The organism is Streptomyces sp. NBC_00466, assembly GCF_041433995.1.
GTDB lineage: Bacteria > Actinomycetota > Actinomycetes > Streptomycetales > Streptomycetaceae > Streptomyces.
In genome coordinates this window covers 5,412,779-5,432,507 of the sequence record NZ_CP107896.1, presented here as the reverse complement: position 1 = coordinate 5,432,507, position 19,729 = coordinate 5,412,779, and the positions used below count along the sequence as shown (strand labels likewise).

Sequence of the window (19,729 nt, the reverse complement as noted above, 5' to 3'; positions counted from 1 at the left end):
GAGCGCCCCGGTGGCGCCGTCGGCTCTCAGTACCGCTGCTGCTCGTTGTAGCCGTTGTGGCCGTTCGGGTACGGCTGCTGACCCGAGTGCTCGGGGTGCTCGGTGTACTCCTCGTACGGCGGGGTGTGCGGGGCGCCGTACGCCGGTTCGGTGTCGCGCTGCTGCGGGACCCAGACCCCGCCGGGCGGGGTGTCGTTGGCGTACGGATCGGTGTACTGCTGCTGGCCTCCGTAGGAGGCTCCGTACTGGCCCGCGCCGATGTACGGGTCCGAGTAGGCGGGATACTGCTGCTGCTCACCGCCGTAGCCGTACTGGCCGTCGTACGACTGGCTGTTGCGGTCGTAGCCGGAGCCGTACTGCGCTGCGGTTCCGTACACCGTGTCGCTGTATATGCCGTACTGGCCGGTGTCGTCGGGCATGGGCTCCGGGGCGTAGACACCGGCGGCCATGGGCTCGGGTGCCTGCGGCTCCGGGAAGGCGCCGGGGTCCGCGGTGTGCGGCGGGTAGGCGGATCCGCCGTAGCCGGATCCGTCGTCCGTCCCGTAGCCGCTGCCGCCGTACGCGGGCTGCTCGTAGCCGTCGTGTTCGTGGCCGTCGCCATGCTGCGGGAAGGCGTCGTGGCCGCCCTGCTGTGCGCCGCCCAACTGGTCCTGGCCGTCCGGCTGCTCCTGCCCGGGCTGCTGCTCGTACTCCAGGTCCGAGACTTCGAGTACCGGGTCCTTCGCCCCGCTACCGCCGCGCGCCCTGCGCCGCTTGTTCTCCCGGGGTGCGCCCTTTATGGCCCAGCCGGTCGAGAAGCCGCGCCGGAAGGAGAGCGTGACGTACAACTGGCCGACGGCGAACGCGATGGCCCCGACCACGATCACCGGCACGGAGTGCAGCAGCACGCCCACGACCACGCCGAGGAATCCGGCGAAGGCGAGCAGACGCCAGCGGAGCCTGGCCTTGTACTGGAGGAGTACTTCGCCCAGCAGCCACAGCGCGACGAATCCGAACCCGACATAGAGGACCGTCCAGCCCATGTACGCCCCTCTCTGCGGCCACCGCCCCGTGCGGGGGGCGGATGTGCCGGTCAGGACTGCTTGTGCAGTCCGAGATTCTCGTAGATTTCGAGGGTCGCGGTGGAGTTGTTCAGCGTGATGAAGTGCAGCCCGGGAACATCCTCGGAGAGCAGCTTCGCGCAGAACTCCGTAGCGAACTCGATGCCAATGGAGCGTACAGCGGCTGGGTCGTCCTTGACGGCGTGGATGCGTTCTTTCAGGCCGGACGGGAAGTGTGCGTTGCTGAGCTGGGCGAATCGGTCCAACTGCCGCACATTGGTGATCGGCATGACTTCCGGAATGACCGGGGTGTCGCAGCCTGCGGCCACGACCCGCTCGCGCATCCGCAGATAGTCCTCCGGGTCGAAGAACATCTGGGTGATCGCGTAGTCGGCGCCGGCCCGGCACTTGTCGGTGAAGTGCCGGATGTCACTCTCCCAGTTGTCCGAGCGCGGGTGCATCTCGGGGAAGGCCGCGACGCCGACGCAGAAGTCGCCGGACTCCTTGATCAGCCGGACCAGGTCGGCGGCGTACATGACGCCTTCCGGGTGCTTGACCCACTCGCCCATCGGGTCGCCGGGCGGGTCGCCGCGTACGGCCAGGATGTTGCGGATTCCGGCGTCCGCGTACTGGCCGATGATGTTACGGAGCTGGGCGACGGAGTGATCGACGGCCGTGAGGTGCGCGACCGGGGTGAGCGTGGTGTCCGACGCGATCTGCTCGGTGGCCCTGACCGTGCCCGCACGCGACGAACCGCCCGCGCCGTAGGTCACGGAGACGAAGCTGGGTGCCACCGCCTCGACACGGCGCAGCGCGTTCCAGAGGTTCCGCTCGCCCTTCTCGGTCTTGGGCGCCCAGAACTCGAAGGAGTACAGCGTCCTGCCGGTCGCGAGCAGGTCACGCACGGTGGGGGCGTGGTCGGTTCTGGTGGATGAGGTGCCGAAGGCCATACGGGCAGATTAGTCAGGGCTTGCCGGTCCCCCAACCACACCGGAACCATATGTCCGATTTGCGGGATACTTGTCCACCCATCGGACACTTCCCAGTCGGCCACCCAGTCGGCCTCCCCCCTGCCGGCTCCCCTACCGGCCTGCCGGCTTCCCTACCGGACTTCCTGCCCGGCGCGGGCCCGGACCCGGGCCGCCAGAGCGGCGGCGGCAGCGGCCGGGTCGTCCGCCTCGGTGATCGCGCGGACGACCACGACGCGGCGCGCTCCCGCGTCCAGCACCTCGTCCAGGTTGCCCGCGTCGATCCCGCCGATCGCGAACCAGGGGCGCGAGGTGGTGAGCGCCGCCGCGTACCGCACGAGGCCGAGCCCCGGTGCGTGCCGCCCCGGCTTGGTCGGGGTGGGCCAGCAGGGGCCGGTGCAGAAGTAGTCCACGCCCGGCTCGGCGGCGGCCGCGTCCACCTCGGACTCGGCGTGTGTCGAGCGGCCGATGAGCACGTCGGGGCCGAGCAGCGCACGGGCCGCGGGGACCGGCAGGTCTCCCTGGCCCAGGTGCAGCACGTCGGACGCGATGGCATGCGCGACATCCGCCCGGTCGTTCACCGCGAGCAGCTTGCCGTGCCTGCGGCAGGCGTCGGCGAAGACCTGGAGGTGGTCGAGCTCCTCGGCCGCCTCCATGCCCTTGTCCCGGAGCTGGACGATGTCCACGCCACTGGCCAGGACGGCGTCCAGGAACTCGGGCAGGTCGCCCTGGCGCCTGCGCGCGTCCGTGCAGAGGTACAGGCGGGCATCGGACAGCGGTGCGGGTGCGGTGGACATCGGGCGTTCCCCCCATGGACGACGACGGACTGACGGCGACGGACGGCCGGACGGCGACGGACTGCCGGGCCGTTGGACGGCTGGGCAGCCGGACAGCGTTGGACCGCGGTGTACGGCCGGGGGCGGGCCCGGTCCGTACACCGCGAGGTGATCACACTCTGCTCAGAGGGCGAGCGCCTGGGCCCGGCGCTTCACCTCCGTCCCGCGATTCTCGCTCAACGCCTGCGCGGGCGTGCCGGGCAGGGTCTCGTCGGGGGTGAAGAGCCACTCCAGCATCTCCTCGTCGCTGAAGCCGTCGTCCCGCAGGAGCGTCAGGGTCCCGGAGAGGCCCTTGACCACTTTGGTGCCGTCGATGAAGGCGGCGGGCACCTGGAGCGCCCTGTTCTCACCACGGCGTACGGCGATCAGCTTGCCGTCCTTGACCAGCTGGCGTACGCGGGTCACCTCGACGTCGAACATCTCGGCGATATCGGGGAGGTGCAGCCAGGCGGGGATGAGAGCATCGGTTTTTGCGTCAATCTCGGTCACGGGACAAGCCTGCCATCCCGCACTGACAGCCGATACCCGGACTCAGCCCTTCAGGGCCGACGCGCACCCGGGCCGACGCACGTTCACGGCCGCTCGCGTACCCGGGCCGACACCCGTTCACGGCCGGCGCCCGTTCACAGCCGGCGCCCGTTCACAGCCGGCTCTCCTCCGGGCGGACCGCCGACTTGAGCGGCACGGCCGGATCAGCGGCGCGGGCCGGGTCCACCGGGGCCCCCGACTCGATGAGCTTCCGGCCCTGGGCCAGGTCCCGGGGCCTGCCGACGGCGAGTACCGCGACCAGCCGCTCCTCCCTCAGCCAGCACACCGACCAGGCCGGACCCGACGGGTCGCCGCGCCGGATCAGCGTGTCGGCGGCCGCGTGGTGGCCCGCGTACTGCACGAAACGGCCGAACTGCTCGGACCAGAAGTACGGCACCGGGTCGTAGATCTGCGGCGTCTCGCCGATCACGTCCGCCGCGACCGTGCGCGGGCCCTGGAGGGCGTTGTCCCAGTGGTGGACCAGCAGCCGCTCGCCGTACCTGCGGGAGGGGAAGGACGCGCAGTCGCCGACCGCGTACACATCGGCGACCGAGGTACGCAGCCGCTCGTCGGCCGTGACCGAGCCGTCGGCGCCCAGCGCGATGCCGGAGCCGGCCAGCCAGCCGGTCGCGGGCCTGGCGCCGATGCCGACGAGGACGGCCCCGGCCGGCAGCCGCCGCCCGGATTCCAGGACCACGGCGCCCGGCTCGACGCGGGCCACGCGTGCGTGGGTGATGAGTTCGGCCCCGCTGTCGGCGTACCAGCCGGCCATGGGCGCCGCGATCTCGGCCGGCAGCGCCCCGACGAGGGGCCGCCCGGCCGCCTCCACGACCGTCACCGCGCACCCCGCCTCGCGGGCCGCCGTGGCGAACTCGGCGCCGATCCAGCCCGCGCCGACCACCACGACGTCCCGCCGGTCGGCGAGGACGGCCCGCAGCCGCCCCGCGTCGTCGAGCGTGCGCAGCAGATGGACGTCGGGGACCCCCTCGCTGCCGGGCAGCGTGACCGGACTGGCACCGGTTGCGACGACCAGTGCCCCGTACGGGACAGGGCCGCGCGCGGTGTCCAGTTCCCGGTCGTGCGGGCGTACACCGGTCACCTCGCACCCCAGCAGCAACTCGACCCCGAGCGCGCCGAAGTCGACGTCGAAGGCGGAGCCCTCGGCCTTGCCGAGCAGCACGGCCTTGGACAGCGGCGGTCTGTCGTACGGCTGGTGAGGCTCCTCACCGATCAGCGTGACGGGTCCGGTGAAGCCCTGGTCCCGCAGGGCGACAGCGGTCTGCACTCCGGCCATGCCCGCACCGGCGATGACGACGTTCCTCGGCTCGCTCACCCGATCACCTTAAACAGCTGACACACCGTCAGAACAGGGGGCCGTCCGGGGACGCCTTACGGGGCGGCGGGGGCCGGGGTTAGGCTGGCCACGCTGAACCACTCGCGGGAGTCCGGGCGTACCGGGCTGAGAGGGAGGCTGGACGGCCTCCGACCGTACGAACCTGATCCGGGTCATGCCGGCGAAGGGAGGGGCTGGACGCCCATGCACGCACACCATGCCAACCATCACGCGCACCGCGCCGACACCTCGGACGCGCTGTCGGACGTACTGGTCGTCGGGGGCGGGATCATCGGTCTCGTCATCGCCTGGCGGTCGGCGCAGCGCGGACTGCGCACCGCCGTCGCCGACCCGCAGCCGGGCGGCGGGGCCGCGCAGGTCGCGGCCGGCATGCTGGCCGCCGTCACGGAACTCCATTACGGCGAGCAGGTCCTGCTCGGTCTGAACCTGGAGTCCGCGCGCCGCTATCCGGATTTCGCCGCGGAGCTGGAGGAGGCGTCGGGGCAGGATCTCGGCTACCGCGCCTGCGGCACCCTCGCCGTGGCGCTCGACCTCGACGACCGGGAGCATCTGCGGGAGCTGCACGCACTCCAGCGCCGCTCGGGTCTGGAGTCCGAGTGGCTGACGGGGCGCGAGTGCAGGCGCCTCGAACCGATGCTCGCGCCGGGCGTGCGCGGCGGGCTGCGGGTGGACGGCGACCACCAGGTCGACCCACGACGGCTGGCGAAGGCGCTGGTCACCGCGTGCGAGCGGGCCGGGGTCATCTTTCACCGCGGCTGGGCCGAGCGTCTGACGGTGGAACGCGGCCGGGCCACCGGTGTGGTGCTGGCCGACGGCGTCGCGCTCGGCGCCGGCCAGGTGGTGCTGGCGGCCGGCAGCCGCAGCGGGCAGCTCGCGGGCGTACCGGACGCGGTGCTTCCACCCGTACGCCCGGTCAAGGGGCAGGTACTCCGGCTGACGGTGCCGCGTGTGTACGCGCCGTTCCTCAGCCGGACCGTCCGCGCGGTCGTCCGGGGCAGCCACCTCTATCTGGTCCCGCGTGAGAACGGCGAACTCGTGATCGGCGCGACCAGCGAGGAGCTGGGCTGGGACACCACGGTCACCGCGGGCGGGGTGTACGAACTGCTCCGCGACGCTCATGAGCTGGTGCCCGGCATCACCGAACTCCCGCTCACCGAGACACGCGCGGGGCTGCGTCCCGCGTCGCCCGACAACGCGCCGCTGCTCGGCCCGACCGCGCTGCCCGGCCTCCTGCTGGCCACCGGCCACTACCGCAACGGCGTACTGCTCACCCCCGTCACCGGCGATGTGATGGCCGAACTGCTCACCACCGGGGAGCTGCCCGCCGAGGCCCGCGCCTTCACGCCCCGGCGCTTCTCCCCCGTAGGACAGGAACAGCCCGCATGAACGTGCCGCCCACTCCCATGAACGTGCCGCCCGCGGCTGCCCCGCCGGTCGGGGTGTCCGTCAACGGCGAGCCCCGCACCATCGCGCCGGGCACCACCCTCGATGTGCTGGTCACCGGCCTCACCAGCGCTCCGTCGGGGGTCGCCGCCGCGGTCAACGAGACCGTCGTACCGCGCGGCCTCTGGTCCCGCACCCCGCTCGGCGACGGCGACCGCGTCGAGATCCTCACCGCAGTCCAAGGAGGCTGACCCGGACATGGCAGACGATTCCCTCACCATCGCGGACACCGTCTTCTCCTCCCGGCTGATCATGGGGACCGGCGGTGCGCCGAGCCTCGATGTGCTGGAGAGGTCCCTGGTCGAGTCGGGCACCGAGCTCACGACGGTCGCGATGCGGCGCCTCGATCCCACCGTGCAGGGCTCGGTCCTCTCGGTGCTCGACAGGCTCGCCATCAAGGTGCTGCCGAACACCGCCGGCTGCTTCACGGCGGGCGAGGCCGTCCTGACCGCCCGCCTGGCCCGCGAGGCGCTGGGCACCAACTGGATCAAACTGGAGGTCGTGGCGGACGAGCACACTCTGCTGCCCGACCCGGTGGAGCTGCTCGACGCCGCCGAGACACTGGTCGACGACGGCTTCACGGTCCTCCCCTACACCAACGACGATCCGGTGCTGGCCCGGCGTCTGGAGGAGGCGGGCTGTGCGGCGATCATGCCTCTCGGCTCCCCCATCGGCTCGGGGCTCGGCATCCGCAACCCGCACAACTTCCAGCTGATCGTGGAGCGGGCCGGAGTGCCGGTGATCCTCGACGCGGGGGCCGGTACGGCATCGGACGCGGCGCTGGCGATGGAGCTCGGGTGCGCGGCCGTGATGCTGGCATCGGCGGTGACGCGTGCGCAGGAGCCGGAGCTGATGGCGTCGGCGATGCGACGGGGCGTGGAGGCGGGCCGGCTCGCGTACCGCGCGGGACGGATCCCCCGGAGGCACTTCGCCCGGGCGTCCTCACCGGAGGAGGGCCGCGCGGCGCTCGATCCGGAGCGGCCCGCCTTCTGAGGGACGCGCGGCCCCCGGGCCTCCCCGCCTTCGGTGGCGCCCGCTCGGACCAGGCCGGGCCGCGGGGGCGTGATGCCTTCCCCGCGGCCCCTGCCCCCTGTCACTGCTCGGCCTGTCACAGCTCGGCTTCAGTAGCAGCTGATCCACCAGGACCGCTTAGGCCCTGTCAGCGCCGACTCGTACACTCGCCAGCGTGGATACGACGCTTGGTGACCCGCAAGCCCCGCTCGTCGGGCAGCTGCTCGACGGCCGCTACCGGGTGGACGCGTGCATCGCCATCGGTGGCATGGCCACGGTCTACCGGGCCGTCGACACCCGTCTGGACCGGGTGGTCGCCCTCAAGGTGATGCACCCCGCGCTGGCGGTCGACGCCACGTTCGTGGAGCGGTTCATCCGCGAGGCCAAGTCCGTCGCACGCCTCGACCACCCCAATGTGGTCGGCGTGTACGACCAGGGCGCGGACGGCGCGCATGTCTATCTGGCGATGGAGTACGTCGCCGGGTGCACGCTGCGCGACGTCCTGCGCGAGCGGGGCGCGCTGCGTCCCCGCGCCGCCCTGGACATCCTGGAACCGGTACTGGCCGCACTCGGCGCCGCGCACCGGGCCGGATTCGTCCACCGCGACATGAAGCCGGAGAACGTCCTGATCGGGGACGACGGCCGGGTCAAGGTCGCCGACTTCGGCCTCGTCCGGGCCGTGGACACCGAGACGAACAGCACGGGCACCATCCTGGGCACCGTCTCCTATCTGGCCCCCGAGCAGATCGAGCAGGGCACGGCCGACACCCGGACGGACGTCTACGCCTGCGGTGTGGTGCTGTACGAGATGCTGACCGGCGCCAAACCGCACAGCGGCGACACCGCGGCCCAGGTCCTCTACCAGCACCTCAACGAAGGCGTGCCGGCGCCGTCCGCCGCCGTACCGGGGCTCGCCGCCGGGCTGGACGGCCTGGTGGCGACCGCGACCGCCCGGCACCCCGATGACCGGCCGCACGACGCCGTGGCGCTGCTCGGCCAGGTCCGGGCGGCCCGCGCCGCACTGAGCGGTGCCGAGCTGGACGCCGTACCGCCGCAGGCTCTCCCGGCCGGGACCCCGGGCGCCGCCGGGGCGGGCTCGTCCGAGGACCGTACGGATGTGATCCGGCGCCCGCTGCCGGCCGCGGGGATCAACCGGACCAGCCGTCTGGTGATGCCCGCCCCCGCGGAGGAGCCCGAGCCCGAACGGCAGCACGTGCGCCACGGCCGGCGGACCCGCCGGGGTCTGGTCGCGTCGGTCGTCGCCGTCCTGCTGGTGCTGGGGGTCGGAGCCGGTGTCTGGTACATCAACTCGGGCCAGTTCACCCGGGTCCCCTCGCTCCTCGGCCAGCCCGAGAAGACCGCGAAGTCGCGGCTCTCGGCCGCCGGTCTCGACGTGAAGAGGACCGAACGCAAATTCAGCGACACCTACGACCGCGGCCAGGTCATCAGCAGCAGTCCGGCGTCGGGCGCCCGCATCCGGGCCAACGACGCGGTGTCCCTGGTCGTCTCGCGCGGTCCCGAGATCGTCCCGGTGCCCCATGTCGCGGGTGAGCCGCTCGCGCAGGCCAGGAAGGATCTGTCCAAGGCCGCACTGGCGTCCGGCATGGTCACCAGGGAGTTCAGCGACGACATCGACCGCGGCAAGGTGATCCGTACGGACCCGGCACCCGGCACCGACCGGCACGCCGGCTCCGCGATCGCCCTGGTCGTCTCGAAGGGCGCCCCGGTCGACGTACCGGATGTCACGGGCGAGTCCCTGGAGGATGCCCGCGCCGACCTCCAGGACGAGAACCTCAAGGTCGTGGTGGCACCGGAGCAGATCAACTCCCCCGAGGACGCCGGGCAGATCGCCAAACAGTCGCCTGCCGACGGCGCCCAGGCAGCGGAGGGCGACACCGTCACGCTGACGGTCTCCAAGGGCCCCCGGATGATCACCGTCCCCGATGTCACGGGCGACAACGTGGACGACGCGAAGAGCGCGCTCACCGACAAGGGCTTCAAGGTCCATGTCGACAAGCCGTTCCTGTCCTTCAGCGACACCGTCGACACCCAGTCCGTCGACGGCGGCAGCCAGGCCCCCGAGGGCAGCACCATCACCATCAAGACCAAGGGACTCTGAACACACCGTGCGCAACCCCATCGGCGGCCATGTCCCCGTGGCCGGCGGTCTCGCCAAGGCCGGACTGTCCTACGCCCGTGAGCTGGGCGCGGAGACCGTGCAGGTCTTCGTGGCCAACCCGCGCGGCTGGGCCACCCCCACCGGGAACCCGGACCAGGACGAGCAGTTCCGCAAGGAGTGCGCGAACGAGTCGGTCACCGCATACGTCCACGCGCCGTATCTGATCAACTTCGGTTCGCACACGGCCGCGACCGTGGAGAAGTCGGTGGAGTCGCTGCGCCACTCGCTGCGCCGGGGCCGGGAGATCGGCGCGCTGGGCGTTGTCGTGCACACCGGTTCCGCGACCGGCGGCCGTCCGCGGTCCGAGGCGCTCGCGCAGGTCCGTACGCATCTGCTGCCGCTGCTCGACGAGCTGACCCACGACGACGACCCGTTCCTGCTGCTGGAGTCGACGGCGGGTCAGGGCTCCTCGCTCTGCTCGCGCACCTGGGACTTCGGCCCGTACTTCGAGGCGCTCGACTCCCACCCGCGGCTCGGGGTCTGCCTGGACACCTGCCACATCTTCGCGGCCGGACACGACCTCGCGGGTCCCGGCGGGATGAACCAGACCCTGGACCTCCTCGTGGACACCGTCGGCGAGGGCAGGCTCAAGCTGATCCACGCCAATGACTCCAAGGAAGCCGCCGGCGCCCACAAGGACCGGCACGAGAACATCGGCGCGGGGCACATCGGAGCCGAGCCGTTCAGGGAGCTGCTCGCCCACCCGGCGACCGAGGGGGTGCCGCTGATCATCGAGACCCCCGGCGGCAAGGAGGGGCACACGGCGGACGTGGCCCGCCTGAAGTCGCTCCGCCCCTGAGGAGCTCCGCCGACGAGCAGCCTGCTCAGGGCTCAGGGCTCAGGGCTCAGGGCTCATAGCTCGGGGCCGTCGCCGGGACCTTCCTGGTACGAGTAGCGCTGCTCCTGCCAGGGGTCGCCGAGGTTGTGGTACCCGCGCTCCTCCCAGAAGCCACGGCGGTCCGCGGTCATGTACTCGATCCCGCGGACCCATTTCGGGCCCTTCCAGGCGTAGAGCTTCGGCACGACGAGGCGCAGCGGGAACCCGTGCTCGGCGGTCAGCAGCTCACCGGCCTTGTGGGTCGCGAAGAGAGTCTTCGCATCTGTGAATTCCGCCAGGCGCAGATTGGCGCTGTAGCCGTACTCGGCCCAGACCATCACATGGGTGACCTGGGGCGCGGGCGGTGCGAGCTCGACCAGCGTCCGGGCCCGTACGCCGCCCCATTCGGCCGACAGCATGGAGAACTTCGTCACGCAGTGCAGGTCGGCGACCACGGTGGAGAACGGCAGAGCCGAGAACTCCTCGTGGTTCCAGCAGTGCTTCTCACCGTCCTCGGTGGCGCCGAAGACCCGGAATTCCCACCGTTCGGGCTTGAATTTGGGGACGGGACCGTAGTGCGTCACCGGCCAGCCGCGCTGCAGCCGCTGCCCCGGTGGAAGCCCGGACCGCACCGCCCCCTGTTGCTCCCGGCTCTCCGGCTGACCCATGTATCCATGGTGACAGACCTCGCGGGGTGGTCATGACCAGGTCTGCGCCGATGAGGTCAACTCGTACTAAGCCTGCACTTACTGGACTGCTCCGATGGGCGGTGACAGGATGCGCGGAATCTGCCCGGATCCACCTGGAAGGAGCCTCTGCAATGCAGGGCGACCCCGAGGTCATCGAGTTTCTCAACGAGCAGCTGACCGCAGAGCTCACGGCGATCAATCAGTACTTCCTGCACGCGAAGATGCAGGAGAACTTCGGCTGGACCAAGCTCGCGAAATACACCAGGTCCGAGTCGTTCGACGAGATGAAGCACGCCGAGATCCTCACCGACCGGATCCTCTTCCTCGACGGGCTGCCGAACTACCAGCGGCTCTTCCATGTCCGGGTGGGCCAGACGGTCACCGAGATGTTCCAGGCGGACCGGCAGGTCGAGGCCGAGGCCATCGACCGGCTCCGGCGTGGGATCGAGGTCATGCGCAACAAGGGCGACATCACATCCGCGAACATCTTCGAGTCGATCCTGGCGGACGAGGAGCACCACATCGACTATCTGGACACCCAGCTGGAGCTGGTCGAGAAACTCGGTGAGCCGCTCTACATCGCCCAGGTGATCGAGCAGCCGGAGAGCTGAGACCGGAGCGCCACAGCGCGGGGACCTCGGCGCGGGGACCTCAGCGCGTACGGACGCGCCGTATACGGACGCGCGGTACGGGGGTCAGGCGGCTTCGGGGAGCGGCGATCCGGCGGGCTCCGGCCGGCCGGCGGGCTCCTGCGCGGGCTGCCGCCGCCCGTCGAGCAGTTCACGGCGGGGGCAGTTCCCCCGGCCGAGGAGCGCCTGGATGCTGCGTACACAGCCGCCGCAGTCCGTACCGGCCTTGCAGGCCGACGCTATTTCGCGGGGGGTGCAGGCACCGGCGTCCGCGTGGTCCTTCACCTGCTTCTCGGTCACGCCGAAGCACGAGCAGACATACACGCGGGTTCACCTCCCGGACGGGATCGCTGACGGGCACCACCCCGAAGTGCTCGGTGAGGCAATCCTAACCTTACCCGCCGCTCCGGGGGTGCAAAAGGGCCGTGGGGTCCGGATCGCTGTGATCCGCACCCCACGGCCCTTTCCGCTGTTCTGCCGCCTGCCGCGGTTCCTTCCGCCGGCCTGCCGCCTACTGCGCCCGGTACATCTCCGCGACCAGGAACGCCAGGTCGAGCGACTGGCTGCGGTTGAGCCGCGGGTCGCAGGCCGTCTCGTAGCGCTGGTGCAGATCGTCGACGAAGATCTCGTCGCCGCCGCCCACGCACTCGGTGACGTCGTCACCGGTCAGCTCGACATGGATGCCGCCGGGGTGCGTACCCAGGCTCTTGTGGACCTCGAAGAAGCCCTTGACCTCGTCGAGCACGTCGTCGAAGCGGCGGGTCTTGTGGCCCGAGGCCGCCTCGAAGGTGTTGCCGTGCATCGGGTCCGTGACCCAGACGACCTGGGCGCCGGACGCGGTGACCTTCTCGACCAGGTTCGGCAGCTTGTCGCGGACCTTGTCGGCGCCCATCCTGACGATGAAGGTCAGCCGGCCGGGCTCACGGTCCGGGTCCAGACGCTCGATGTAGCTGAGCGCCTCCTCCGGCGTGGTCGTCGGGCCGAGCTTCACGCCGATCGGGTTGCGGATCTGCGCGGCGAACTCGATGTGCGCGTGGTCCAGCTGCCGGGTGCGCTCGCCGACCCAGACCATGTGGCCCGAGGTGTCGTAGAGCTTGCCCGTACGGGAGTCCGTGCGGGTCAGCGCCGACTCGTAGTCGAGGAGCAGCGCCTCGTGCGAGGCGTAGAACTCGACCGCGCGGAACTCCGCCGGGTCGGTCCCGCACGCCTTCATGAAGTTGAGCGCGCTGTCGATCTCGCGGGCGAGCTGCTCGTAACGCTGCCCGGACGGGGAGGACTTCACGAAGTCCTGGTTCCAGGCGTGCACCTGGCGCAGGTCGGCGTAGCCGCCGGTGGTGAAGGCGCGGACCAGGTTCAGCGTCGAGGCGGACGCGTGGTACATCCGCTTGAGCCGCTCGGGGTCCGGGATCCGGGACTTCTCGTCGAAGTCGAAGCCGTTGACCGAGTCGCCGCGGTACGTCGGGAGCGTCACGCCGTCGCGGGTCTCGGTGTTCTTGGAGCGGGGCTTGGAGTACTGGCCCGCGATCCGGCCGACCTTCACCACGGGCACGGAGGCCGCGTAGGTGAGCACGGCGCTCATCTGCAGCAGTGTCTTGAGCTTCGCCCTGATGTGCTCGGCGGACACGGCGTCGAAGGCCTCGGCGCAGTCGCCGCCCTGAAGCAGGAACGCCTCGCCCCTGGCCACGGCTCCCAGACGCTCGCGCAGCTGGTCGCACTCGCCCGCGAACACGAGCGGCGGATACGACGTGAGGTCCGCGATCACATCGCGCAGGGCTCCGGCATCCGGGTACTCGGGCTGCTGCGCCGCGGGAAGGTCTCGCCAGGCCGCCTCTGCGGCGGGGGTTTGGGTATCAGCGTTCACGGTCACGCGGCCAACAGTACGGGGTCGCCGTCACCAGTTTTAGTGGTGCCCGGTGGATGAGACGGACGGGCATCCCGGACGGGTACCGCCGATGCGCTACAGTCCCCACCATGTTCGCGACGACGATTCGAAACTGGTGGTGGACCGCTCATCCGGCGGCCCACTGACATCGCGCGTACAACGAAGCGAAGGCCGCCCGAGGGGCGGCCTTCCGTGTTTCCACCGGCCGTTCCTCTCCGTACTCCCTCCCCGCACCGCGGGGCGCCCGGAAGGAACAACCCGATGCTCATCAGCACACTGCTGGACGACCACCGCCCCTTCGCCCTGCTGCGCAGGCGTACCCCCGGCCATGACCACGACACCGTCGAGCTGCTGACCGGCGAGGTCCACGAGGTGGCACGGCTCGCGGACATCCCGGCGGGCGGCAGCGGTCCGGTGCTGGCCCTGGTGCCGTTCCGGCAGATCGCGGAGCGCGGTTTCGACGTACGCGACGACGGGACTCCGCTGGCGGTCCTGGTCGCCGACGAGACGTACGAGCTGCCGCTCGGCGAGGTGCTCGACCAGCTGCCCGCGCACGGCGTACAGGTCGAGGACGGCGGCTTCGACGTCAGCGACGACGCCTACCGTGAGATCGTCGGGCGGGTCGTCGCGGACGAGATCGGCCGGGGCGAGGGGGCGAACTTCGTCGTCCGCCGTACGTACACGGGCTCGGTCCCCGGCTTCGGGCGGGCGGACGCGCTGGCCCTGTTCCGGCGGCTGCTCGACGGTGAGCGCGGCGCGTACTGGACCTTCGTGGTGCACACCGGGGAACGCACCCTGGTCGGCGCGAGCCCGGAGGTGCATGTCCGGATGTCCGGCGGGACGGTCGTGATGAACCCGATCAGCGGGACCTTCCGCTATCCGCCGGAGGGGCCGACCACCGAGGCGCTGCTGGAGTTCCTCGGCGACCGCAAGGAGACCGACGAGCTCTCCATGGTGGTGGACGAGGAGCTGAAGATGATGTGCACCGTCGGCGACATGGGCGGGGTCGTCGTCGGGCCGCGGCTGAAGGAGATGGCCCATCTCGCGCACACCGAGTACGAGTTGCGGGGCCGCAGCTCGATGGATGTGCGGGAGGTGCTGAAGGAGACGATGTTCGCCGCGACCGTCACCGGTTCGCCGGTGCAGAACGCCTGCCGGGTCATCGGGCGGTACGAGGCGGACGGGCGCGGCTACTACGCGGGCGCGCTGGCGCTCATCGGGCGCGACGCGGGCGGGGCGCAGACGCTGGACTCGCCGATCCTGATCCGTACGGCGGACATCTCGGCCGGGGGCGCGCTGCGGGTCTCGGTCGGCGCCACACTCGTACGCCACTCGGACCCGGCGAGCGAGGTCGCCGAGACCCACGCCAAGGCCGCGGGGGTGCTGACGGCGCTCGGTGTACGGGAGGGCCGGCCGCGCCGGGAGGCCGCGGGGCCGCGGCTCGCGGACGACCCCCGGGTGCGGGCCGCCCTGGAGTCCCGGCGGGCCGATCTCGCGCCGTTCTGGCTGCGGATGCAGGAGACGACCGCCGCTGTGGCGGGCCATGCGCTGGTGGTGGACGCGGAGGACACCTTCACCTCGATGCTGGCGCATCTGCTGCGTTCGTCGGGGCTGGACGTGACGGTGCGGCGGTACGACGAGCCAGGACTGCGGGAGAGCGCCCTGGCGCACCGGGGTCCGGTGGTGCTCGGCCCGGGGCCCGGCGACCCGGCGGACCGGACCGACCCGAAGATGCGGTTCCTGCGGGGACTCGCCGCTGAGCTGGTCCGCGACCACCGGCACGGGCTGCTCGGGGTGTGTCTGGGCCATGAACTGCTGGCGGCCGAACTGGGCCTGGAGATCGTCCGGAAGGCGGTCCCCCACCAGGGCGCCCAGGAGCGTATCGACTTCTTCGGGCGCCAGGAGACGGTCGGGTTCTACAACTCGTACACGGCGCGCTGCGACGACAGCGCGGCGGCGGAGCTGGCGATGCACCGGATCGAGCTGAGCCGTGAGCCGGCGGGCGGCGAGGTGCACGCGCTGCGCGGCGACGGGTTCGCCGGGGTGCAGTTCCACCCCGAGTCGGTGCTGACGAAGAACGGGGCCCGGATCGTGGCCGGGCTGCTGGCGGGGGTGCTGGTGTAGGCGGCCGTCCGACGCGGATGTGCGGCTGTCCGGTGCGGATGCTGCGAATGGTGCGGATGTACGGCGCGGGGCGCGCGGGCCCGCTCGGCTTCGGGGCACGGGCCCGTTCCGCTGCGGCGCGCGGCCCCGCTCAGCCGAAGAAGACCCCGGCCTCCCGGTAGAGCGCGGGGTCGACCGTTTTGAGCCGTGCGGTCGCCTCTGCGATCGGCACCCGCACGATGTCCGTCCCGCTGAGGGCGACCATCCTGCCGAAGTCCCCGTCGCGTACGGCGTCGATCGCGTGCAGGCCGAACCGGGTGGCCAGCCAGCGGTCGAAGGCGCTCGGGGTGCCGCCGCGCTGGACATGGCCGAGGACGGTGGTGCGGGCCTCCTTGCCGGTCCGCTTCTCGATCTCGGTGGCGAGCCATTCGCCGACTCCGGAGAGCCGGGTGTGGCCGAAGGAGTCGAGGGTGCCGTCCTTGAGCACCGCGTCGCCGTCCCTGGGCATCGCCCCCTCGGCGACGACCACGATCGGGGCGTACGAGGCACGGAAGCGCGAGGTCACCCAGGAGCAGACCTGGTCGATGTCGAAGCGCTGCTCGGGGATGAGGATGACGTTGGCGCCGCCGGCCAGCCCGGAGTGCAGGGCGATCCACCCCGCGTGCCGGCCCATCACCTCGACCACCAGGACGCGCATATGCGATTCGGCGGTGGTGTGGAGGCGGTCGATGGCCTCGGTCGCGATACCCACCGCCGTATCGAACCCGAAGGTGTAGTCGGTGGCCGAGAGGTCGTTGTCGATGGTCTTCGGTACGCCGACACAGGGCACCCCGTACTCGTCCCAGAGCCGGCCCGCCACACCCAGCGTGTCCTCGCCGCCGATCACGATCAGCGCGTCGACCTCGGCCCTGGCGAGGTTCTCCCTCACCCGGCGGACACCGTCCTCGGTGCGGAACGGGTTGGTGCGCGAAGACCCGAGGATGGTGCCGCCGCGCGGCAGGATCCCGCGCACCTCCGGGATGCCGAGCGTGAGGGTGGCGCCCTCCAGGGGGCCGCGCCAGCCGTCCTTGAATCCGGTGAACCCGAAGCCGTACTCCTGCACGCCCTTGCGGACGGCAGCCCGGATGACCGCGTTGAGCCCGGGGCAGTCGCCGCCCCCGGTCAGTACTCCGACCCGCATGGAACCACGTCCCTTCGCAGTGGAAGACACCGTGCCGTCCACGCTACGGTGACCCAGGTCACAAAGGGATAGGGCGGAAGGTCAATTCCCGCTGGGCCGGGTGCGGTTGGCCTTGCCTTCCGCGGGATCAGACATCGTCGAGGCCGCGCTCTATCGCGTACCGCACGAGCTCCACGCGGTTGTGCAGCTGGAGCTTGCCGAGGGTGTTCTGTACGTGGTTCTGGACGGTGCGGTGCGAGATGACCAGGCGTTCGGCGATCTGCTTGTAGCTCAGCCCCTTCGCGACGAGCCGCAGCACCTCGGTCTCCCGCTCGGTCAGCTGCGGGGCCTTCGGCTCGTCGGAGGCCGCGGGCGCCGGGTCGGACGCGAGCCTGCGGTACTCACCGAGCACCAGGCCCGCCAGGCCTGGAGTGAACACCGGGTCGCCGGCCGCGGTGCTGCGGACGGCCTCCGACAGCTCCTGCGTACTGGCGGACTTCAGCAGATAGCCGGTGGCGCCGGACTTCACCGCCTCCAGTACGTCGGCGTGCTCACCGCTCGCCGAGAGCACCAGGACCCGGAGCCCGGGGTCGGCTCCGACCAGCTCCTTGCAGACCTGCACGCCCGGCATACCCGGCAGGTTGAGGTCGAGCACCAGGACATCGGGTGCGGCGGCCCTGGCCCGCCGCACCGCCTGCGGGCCGTCGCCCGCCGTGGCGACGACGTCGAAACCGGCGGCCGCCAGGTCCCGGGCGACCGCGTCCCGCCACATCGGGTGGTCGTCGACCACCATCACCTTGACCGTCCCGGCCGTCCGCTGCTCGCTCATGTCGTTCCGCTCGCTCATGTCCGTCCGTTCCCCCGTGCGTTACGCGTTCCGTCGTGCGTTCCTCGGAACCTTCAGTTCCACCTCGGTGCCCTGGCCCGGTACCGAGATCAGTTCGGCGCTGCCGCCCAGATCCCGCAGCCGGCCCCGGATGGAGAGCGCGACGCCGAGGCGTCCCTCACCCTCGGCGGCCGCGAGCCTCCCCTCCGGGATGCCGGGGCCGTCGTCCCGTACCGTCACGATCACCTCGTCCGGCTCGTCCTCCACCAGGATCCACGCCCGGGCTCCGCTGCCCGCGTGTCTGCGGACATTGTCCAGGGCGGCACTGACAGCCGCGGCGAGTTCCTCCGCGGCCACCGGGTCGAGCAGCACCGGAGCGCCCGGTTCCGCGAAGCTCACCCGAGATCCGGCGTGCGGGGCGAGGAGCGCCCGCAGATCACAGGGCCCCGGCCCGCCGGCTTCCCGCGCGCCCGGCTCCCGTCCGGCCCGGTACCCACTGCCCCGCCTGTCCCACCTGTCCCGTCCGTCCCCGTCGGCATCGCCGGGATCCCCGTCGCCGGGGTCCCGGGCCGGCGGGACGAGACCGCTGGAGACCAGGGTGCGCAGGGCCACCTCCTGCTCCCCCGCCATCCTGCCGAGCTCGGCCGACTCCCCGCCCAGCTCGGCGCCGCGCCGCTGCACCATGGCCAGCACCTGGAGCACGCTGTCGTGGATGCCGCGGGCCAGCCGCTCCCGCTCACGGGTGGCCGCCTCTATCTCCAGGGCGCGGGCGAGGGTGCGCTCGGAGGCCCGGGCGACCTCGACGATGTAGCCGATGGCGATGGAGGCGATCCAGACCAGGATCACGTTGTGGAGGGTGGACCCGCTGGGCTCGCCGCGCTCGGTGATGTTGGCGACCGCCACCAGCGAGGAGGCGAAGGCGGCCCAGCGCCAGCCGCCCTTGATGGCGAAGGCCAGGACGGAACCGGCGGTCCATATGGACGGCATCGTCGTGGCGCCCCCGACGACCCGGGCGTGCGAGTCGGCGACGGGCGTCAGCAGGATGCCCGCGAGGGCGACGCTGAGATCGGCGCCGAGGAAGCGCTTGGTGCAGCGGGCGGCGTTGGCCACCCTGGGGAGGGTGGCCAGGGTCCAGACGGCGAGTACCGCGAAGTAGCCGACGGCCACCCACGGGCGGTGGAACTTCCCGTACGCGAAACCGAACAGCAGGATCGCGTAGACCATCGTCAGCACGCGGTACGCGGTCAGTGCACGCCACAGAGGCAGCTCCACCGACATCCGTACGACGCGCTCGCGCCGGTCCTTCGCCATCACACCCCCCGGCGGACGGTACGGCTACGTGCCGGACCCGTCCGTCTTCTCGCTCTTCTCCGCGTCCGCACCGGTCCCGGCTGCCTCGGCGGCCTTGCGGGCCTTGTCCTCGTCCGCGATCCGGCGCTTGGCAGCGGTCGCGTAGATGTCCACGTACTCCTGGCCGGAGAGCTTCATGATCTCGTACATGACCTCGTCGGTCACCGAGCGCAGGATGAACCGGTCGTTCTCCATGCCGTAGTAGCGGCTGAAGTCGAGCGGCTTCCCGATCCTGATGCCCGGCCGCATCAGCTTGGGCATGACCTGTCCGGGCGGCTGGATCTTCTCGGTGTCGATCATCGCGACCGGGATGACGGGCGCACCGGACGCCAGCGCCACCCGGGCGAGACCGCCGGGCTTGCCCCGGTAGAGGCGGCCGTCCGGTGAGCGGGTGCCCTCCGGGTAGATCCCGAAGAGCTCGCCCCGGGCCAGCACCTCGACACCACTCCTGATCGCGGCCTCGCCCGCGCCGCGGCTGCCCGAGCGGTCGACCGGCAGCTGGCCGACGCCCTTGAAGAAGGCGGCGGTGAGCTTCCCCTTCACACCGGGCGACGTGAAGTACTCGGCCTTGGCGATGAAGGTGACCTTGCGGTCCATGACGGCGGGCAGGAAGAAGGAGTCCGAGAACGACAGATGGTTACTTGCGAGAATGGCCGGCCCCTCGGCGGGGATGTTCTCGAGCCCCTCCACCCAGGGCCTGAAGGCGACCTTCAGCGATCCCCCGATGGCGAACTTCATTGCGCCGTAGATCAACTCGGATGCCTTCCTGTGACGGTCGGACCGACCATAACCCGCGCGGGGCGTGCGCCCCCCGCCATCCGCCCCCGGTCCAGGGGTGACGGCCCTGGTCGGTGTCGGTACCGTCGCGTACGGTGAAGTACACCTTTCTCGAGACCTGACGAACAGGAGACCCCG

The 19,729-nt window shown here is 71.3% G+C and carries 20 protein-coding genes and 1 riboswitch; of the genes, 8 read left to right on the top strand and 12 right to left on the bottom strand.

Annotated features, from left to right (window positions below; genetic code table 11):
* Nucleotides 1-26 precede the first annotated feature (26 nt).
* From OG210_RS24430 to OG210_RS24410, 5 genes are all read right to left on the bottom strand, one after another.
* Nucleotides 27-1,022, bottom strand: a complete 996-nt coding sequence (locus OG210_RS24430) for a hypothetical protein (protein ID WP_328325642.1) — start codon at nucleotides 1,020-1,022, stop codon at nucleotides 27-29.
* A 50-nt stretch (nucleotides 1,023-1,072) separates the two neighbouring features.
* The gene (gene metF / locus OG210_RS24425) at nucleotides 1,073-1,990 is read right to left on the bottom strand and encodes a methylenetetrahydrofolate reductase [NAD(P)H] (RefSeq protein WP_328325644.1); all 918 of its coding nucleotides are present in this window, start codon (nucleotides 1,988-1,990) and stop codon (nucleotides 1,073-1,075) included.
* 152 nt (nucleotides 1,991-2,142) lie between these two features.
* Nucleotides 2,143-2,805, bottom strand: a complete 663-nt coding sequence (gene thiE / locus OG210_RS24420; RefSeq protein ID WP_328325646.1) for a thiamine phosphate synthase — start codon at nucleotides 2,803-2,805, stop codon at nucleotides 2,143-2,145.
* Nucleotides 2,806-2,967: 162 nt separating this feature from the next.
* The gene (locus OG210_RS24415) at nucleotides 2,968-3,333 is read right to left on the bottom strand and encodes an Rv2175c family DNA-binding protein (RefSeq protein WP_327298129.1); all 366 of its coding nucleotides are present in this window, start codon (nucleotides 3,331-3,333) and stop codon (nucleotides 2,968-2,970) included.
* Nucleotides 3,334-3,484: 151 nt separating this feature from the next.
* Nucleotides 3,485-4,666, bottom strand: coding sequence for an FAD-dependent oxidoreductase (locus OG210_RS24410; RefSeq protein WP_328335382.1), 1,182 nt, complete (start codon nucleotides 4,664-4,666; stop codon nucleotides 3,485-3,487).
* A gap of 133 nt (nucleotides 4,667-4,799) precedes the next feature.
* A riboswitch (TPP riboswitch) is annotated at nucleotides 4,800-4,912 on the top strand.
* Here OG210_RS24410 and thiO point away from each other — a divergent pair.
* From thiO to OG210_RS24385, 5 genes are all read left to right on the top strand, one after another.
* The gene (thiO, locus tag OG210_RS24405; RefSeq protein ID WP_371538680.1) at nucleotides 4,910-6,112 is read left to right on the top strand and encodes a glycine oxidase ThiO; all 1,203 of its coding nucleotides are present in this window, start codon (nucleotides 4,910-4,912) and stop codon (nucleotides 6,110-6,112) included. It overlaps the preceding riboswitch by 3 nt.
* Before the next feature lie 17 nt (nucleotides 6,113-6,129).
* Entirely contained in the window at nucleotides 6,130-6,360 is a 231-nt protein-coding gene (gene thiS, locus OG210_RS24400; RefSeq protein WP_328335383.1) for a sulfur carrier protein ThiS, read from the top strand.
* 7 nt (nucleotides 6,361-6,367) lie between these two features.
* The gene (locus OG210_RS24395) at nucleotides 6,368-7,162 is read left to right on the top strand and encodes a thiazole synthase (RefSeq protein WP_328325650.1); all 795 of its coding nucleotides are present in this window, start codon (nucleotides 6,368-6,370) and stop codon (nucleotides 7,160-7,162) included.
* A 193-nt stretch (nucleotides 7,163-7,355) separates the two neighbouring features.
* Nucleotides 7,356-9,299 carry a Stk1 family PASTA domain-containing Ser/Thr kinase gene (gene pknB, locus OG210_RS24390; RefSeq protein ID WP_328325652.1) on the top strand — a complete coding sequence of 648 codons (1,944 nt, stop codon included), beginning with the start codon at nucleotides 7,356-7,358 and terminating at the stop codon, nucleotides 9,297-9,299.
* A gap of 7 nt (nucleotides 9,300-9,306) precedes the next feature.
* Nucleotides 9,307-10,158 carry a deoxyribonuclease IV gene (locus OG210_RS24385; protein WP_371538677.1) on the top strand — a complete coding sequence of 284 codons (852 nt, stop codon included), beginning with the start codon at nucleotides 9,307-9,309 and terminating at the stop codon, nucleotides 10,156-10,158.
* A 53-nt stretch (nucleotides 10,159-10,211) separates the two neighbouring features.
* Here OG210_RS24385 and OG210_RS24380 read toward each other — a convergent pair whose 3' ends face one another.
* Nucleotides 10,212-10,844, bottom strand: coding sequence for a sulfite oxidase-like oxidoreductase (locus tag OG210_RS24380; RefSeq protein ID WP_371538675.1), 633 nt, complete (start codon nucleotides 10,842-10,844; stop codon nucleotides 10,212-10,214).
* Between the two features lie 152 nt (nucleotides 10,845-10,996).
* Between OG210_RS24380 and bfr the strand changes: the two genes are divergently transcribed.
* The gene (bfr, locus tag OG210_RS24375; protein WP_328325658.1) at nucleotides 10,997-11,476 is read left to right on the top strand and encodes a bacterioferritin; all 480 of its coding nucleotides are present in this window, start codon (nucleotides 10,997-10,999) and stop codon (nucleotides 11,474-11,476) included.
* An 84-nt stretch (nucleotides 11,477-11,560) separates the two neighbouring features.
* Here the strand turns inward: bfr and OG210_RS24370 are convergent, their stop codons facing one another.
* Together OG210_RS24370 and OG210_RS24365 are read right to left on the bottom strand one after the other, a co-directional pair.
* A complete protein-coding gene (locus tag OG210_RS24370; protein WP_328325663.1) occupies nucleotides 11,561-11,818 on the bottom strand; it encodes a (2Fe-2S)-binding protein in 258 nt (85 codons plus the stop codon).
* A 187-nt stretch (nucleotides 11,819-12,005) separates the two neighbouring features.
* Nucleotides 12,006-13,361, bottom strand: coding sequence for a class II 3-deoxy-7-phosphoheptulonate synthase (locus OG210_RS24365; RefSeq protein WP_371538672.1), 1,356 nt, complete (start codon nucleotides 13,359-13,361; stop codon nucleotides 12,006-12,008).
* 50 nt (nucleotides 13,362-13,411) lie between these two features.
* Here OG210_RS24365 and OG210_RS24360 point away from each other — a divergent pair, with 50 nt between their 5' ends.
* Both OG210_RS24360 and OG210_RS24355 read left to right on the top strand, forming a co-directional pair.
* A complete protein-coding gene (locus tag OG210_RS24360) occupies nucleotides 13,412-13,522 on the top strand; it encodes a trp operon leader peptide (RefSeq protein ID WP_371538670.1) in 111 nt (36 codons plus the stop codon).
* A 115-nt stretch (nucleotides 13,523-13,637) separates the two neighbouring features.
* The gene (locus tag OG210_RS24355) at nucleotides 13,638-15,500 is read left to right on the top strand and encodes an anthranilate synthase family protein (protein WP_328325667.1); all 1,863 of its coding nucleotides are present in this window, start codon (nucleotides 13,638-13,640) and stop codon (nucleotides 15,498-15,500) included.
* Nucleotides 15,501-15,630: 130 nt separating this feature from the next.
* Here the strand turns inward: OG210_RS24355 and OG210_RS24350 are convergent, their stop codons facing one another.
* The 4 genes from OG210_RS24350 to OG210_RS24335 form a co-directional block, all read right to left on the bottom strand.
* Nucleotides 15,631-16,659 (bottom strand): 6-phosphofructokinase, encoded by a 1,029-nt coding sequence (locus OG210_RS24350; protein WP_328325669.1) that lies wholly within the window; start codon nucleotides 16,657-16,659, stop codon nucleotides 15,631-15,633.
* A gap of 127 nt (nucleotides 16,660-16,786) precedes the next feature.
* A complete protein-coding gene (locus OG210_RS24345) occupies nucleotides 16,787-17,467 on the bottom strand; it encodes a response regulator (RefSeq protein WP_371540463.1) in 681 nt (226 codons plus the stop codon).
* 39 nt (nucleotides 17,468-17,506) lie between these two features.
* Nucleotides 17,507-18,775, bottom strand: coding sequence for a MacS family sensor histidine kinase (macS, locus tag OG210_RS24340; protein WP_328325674.1), 1,269 nt, complete (start codon nucleotides 18,773-18,775; stop codon nucleotides 17,507-17,509).
* Nucleotides 18,776-18,799: 24 nt separating this feature from the next.
* Nucleotides 18,800-19,567 (bottom strand): lysophospholipid acyltransferase family protein, encoded by a 768-nt coding sequence (locus OG210_RS24335; RefSeq protein ID WP_328325682.1) that lies wholly within the window; start codon nucleotides 19,565-19,567, stop codon nucleotides 18,800-18,802.
* Nucleotides 19,568-19,729: the final 162 nt, after the last annotated feature.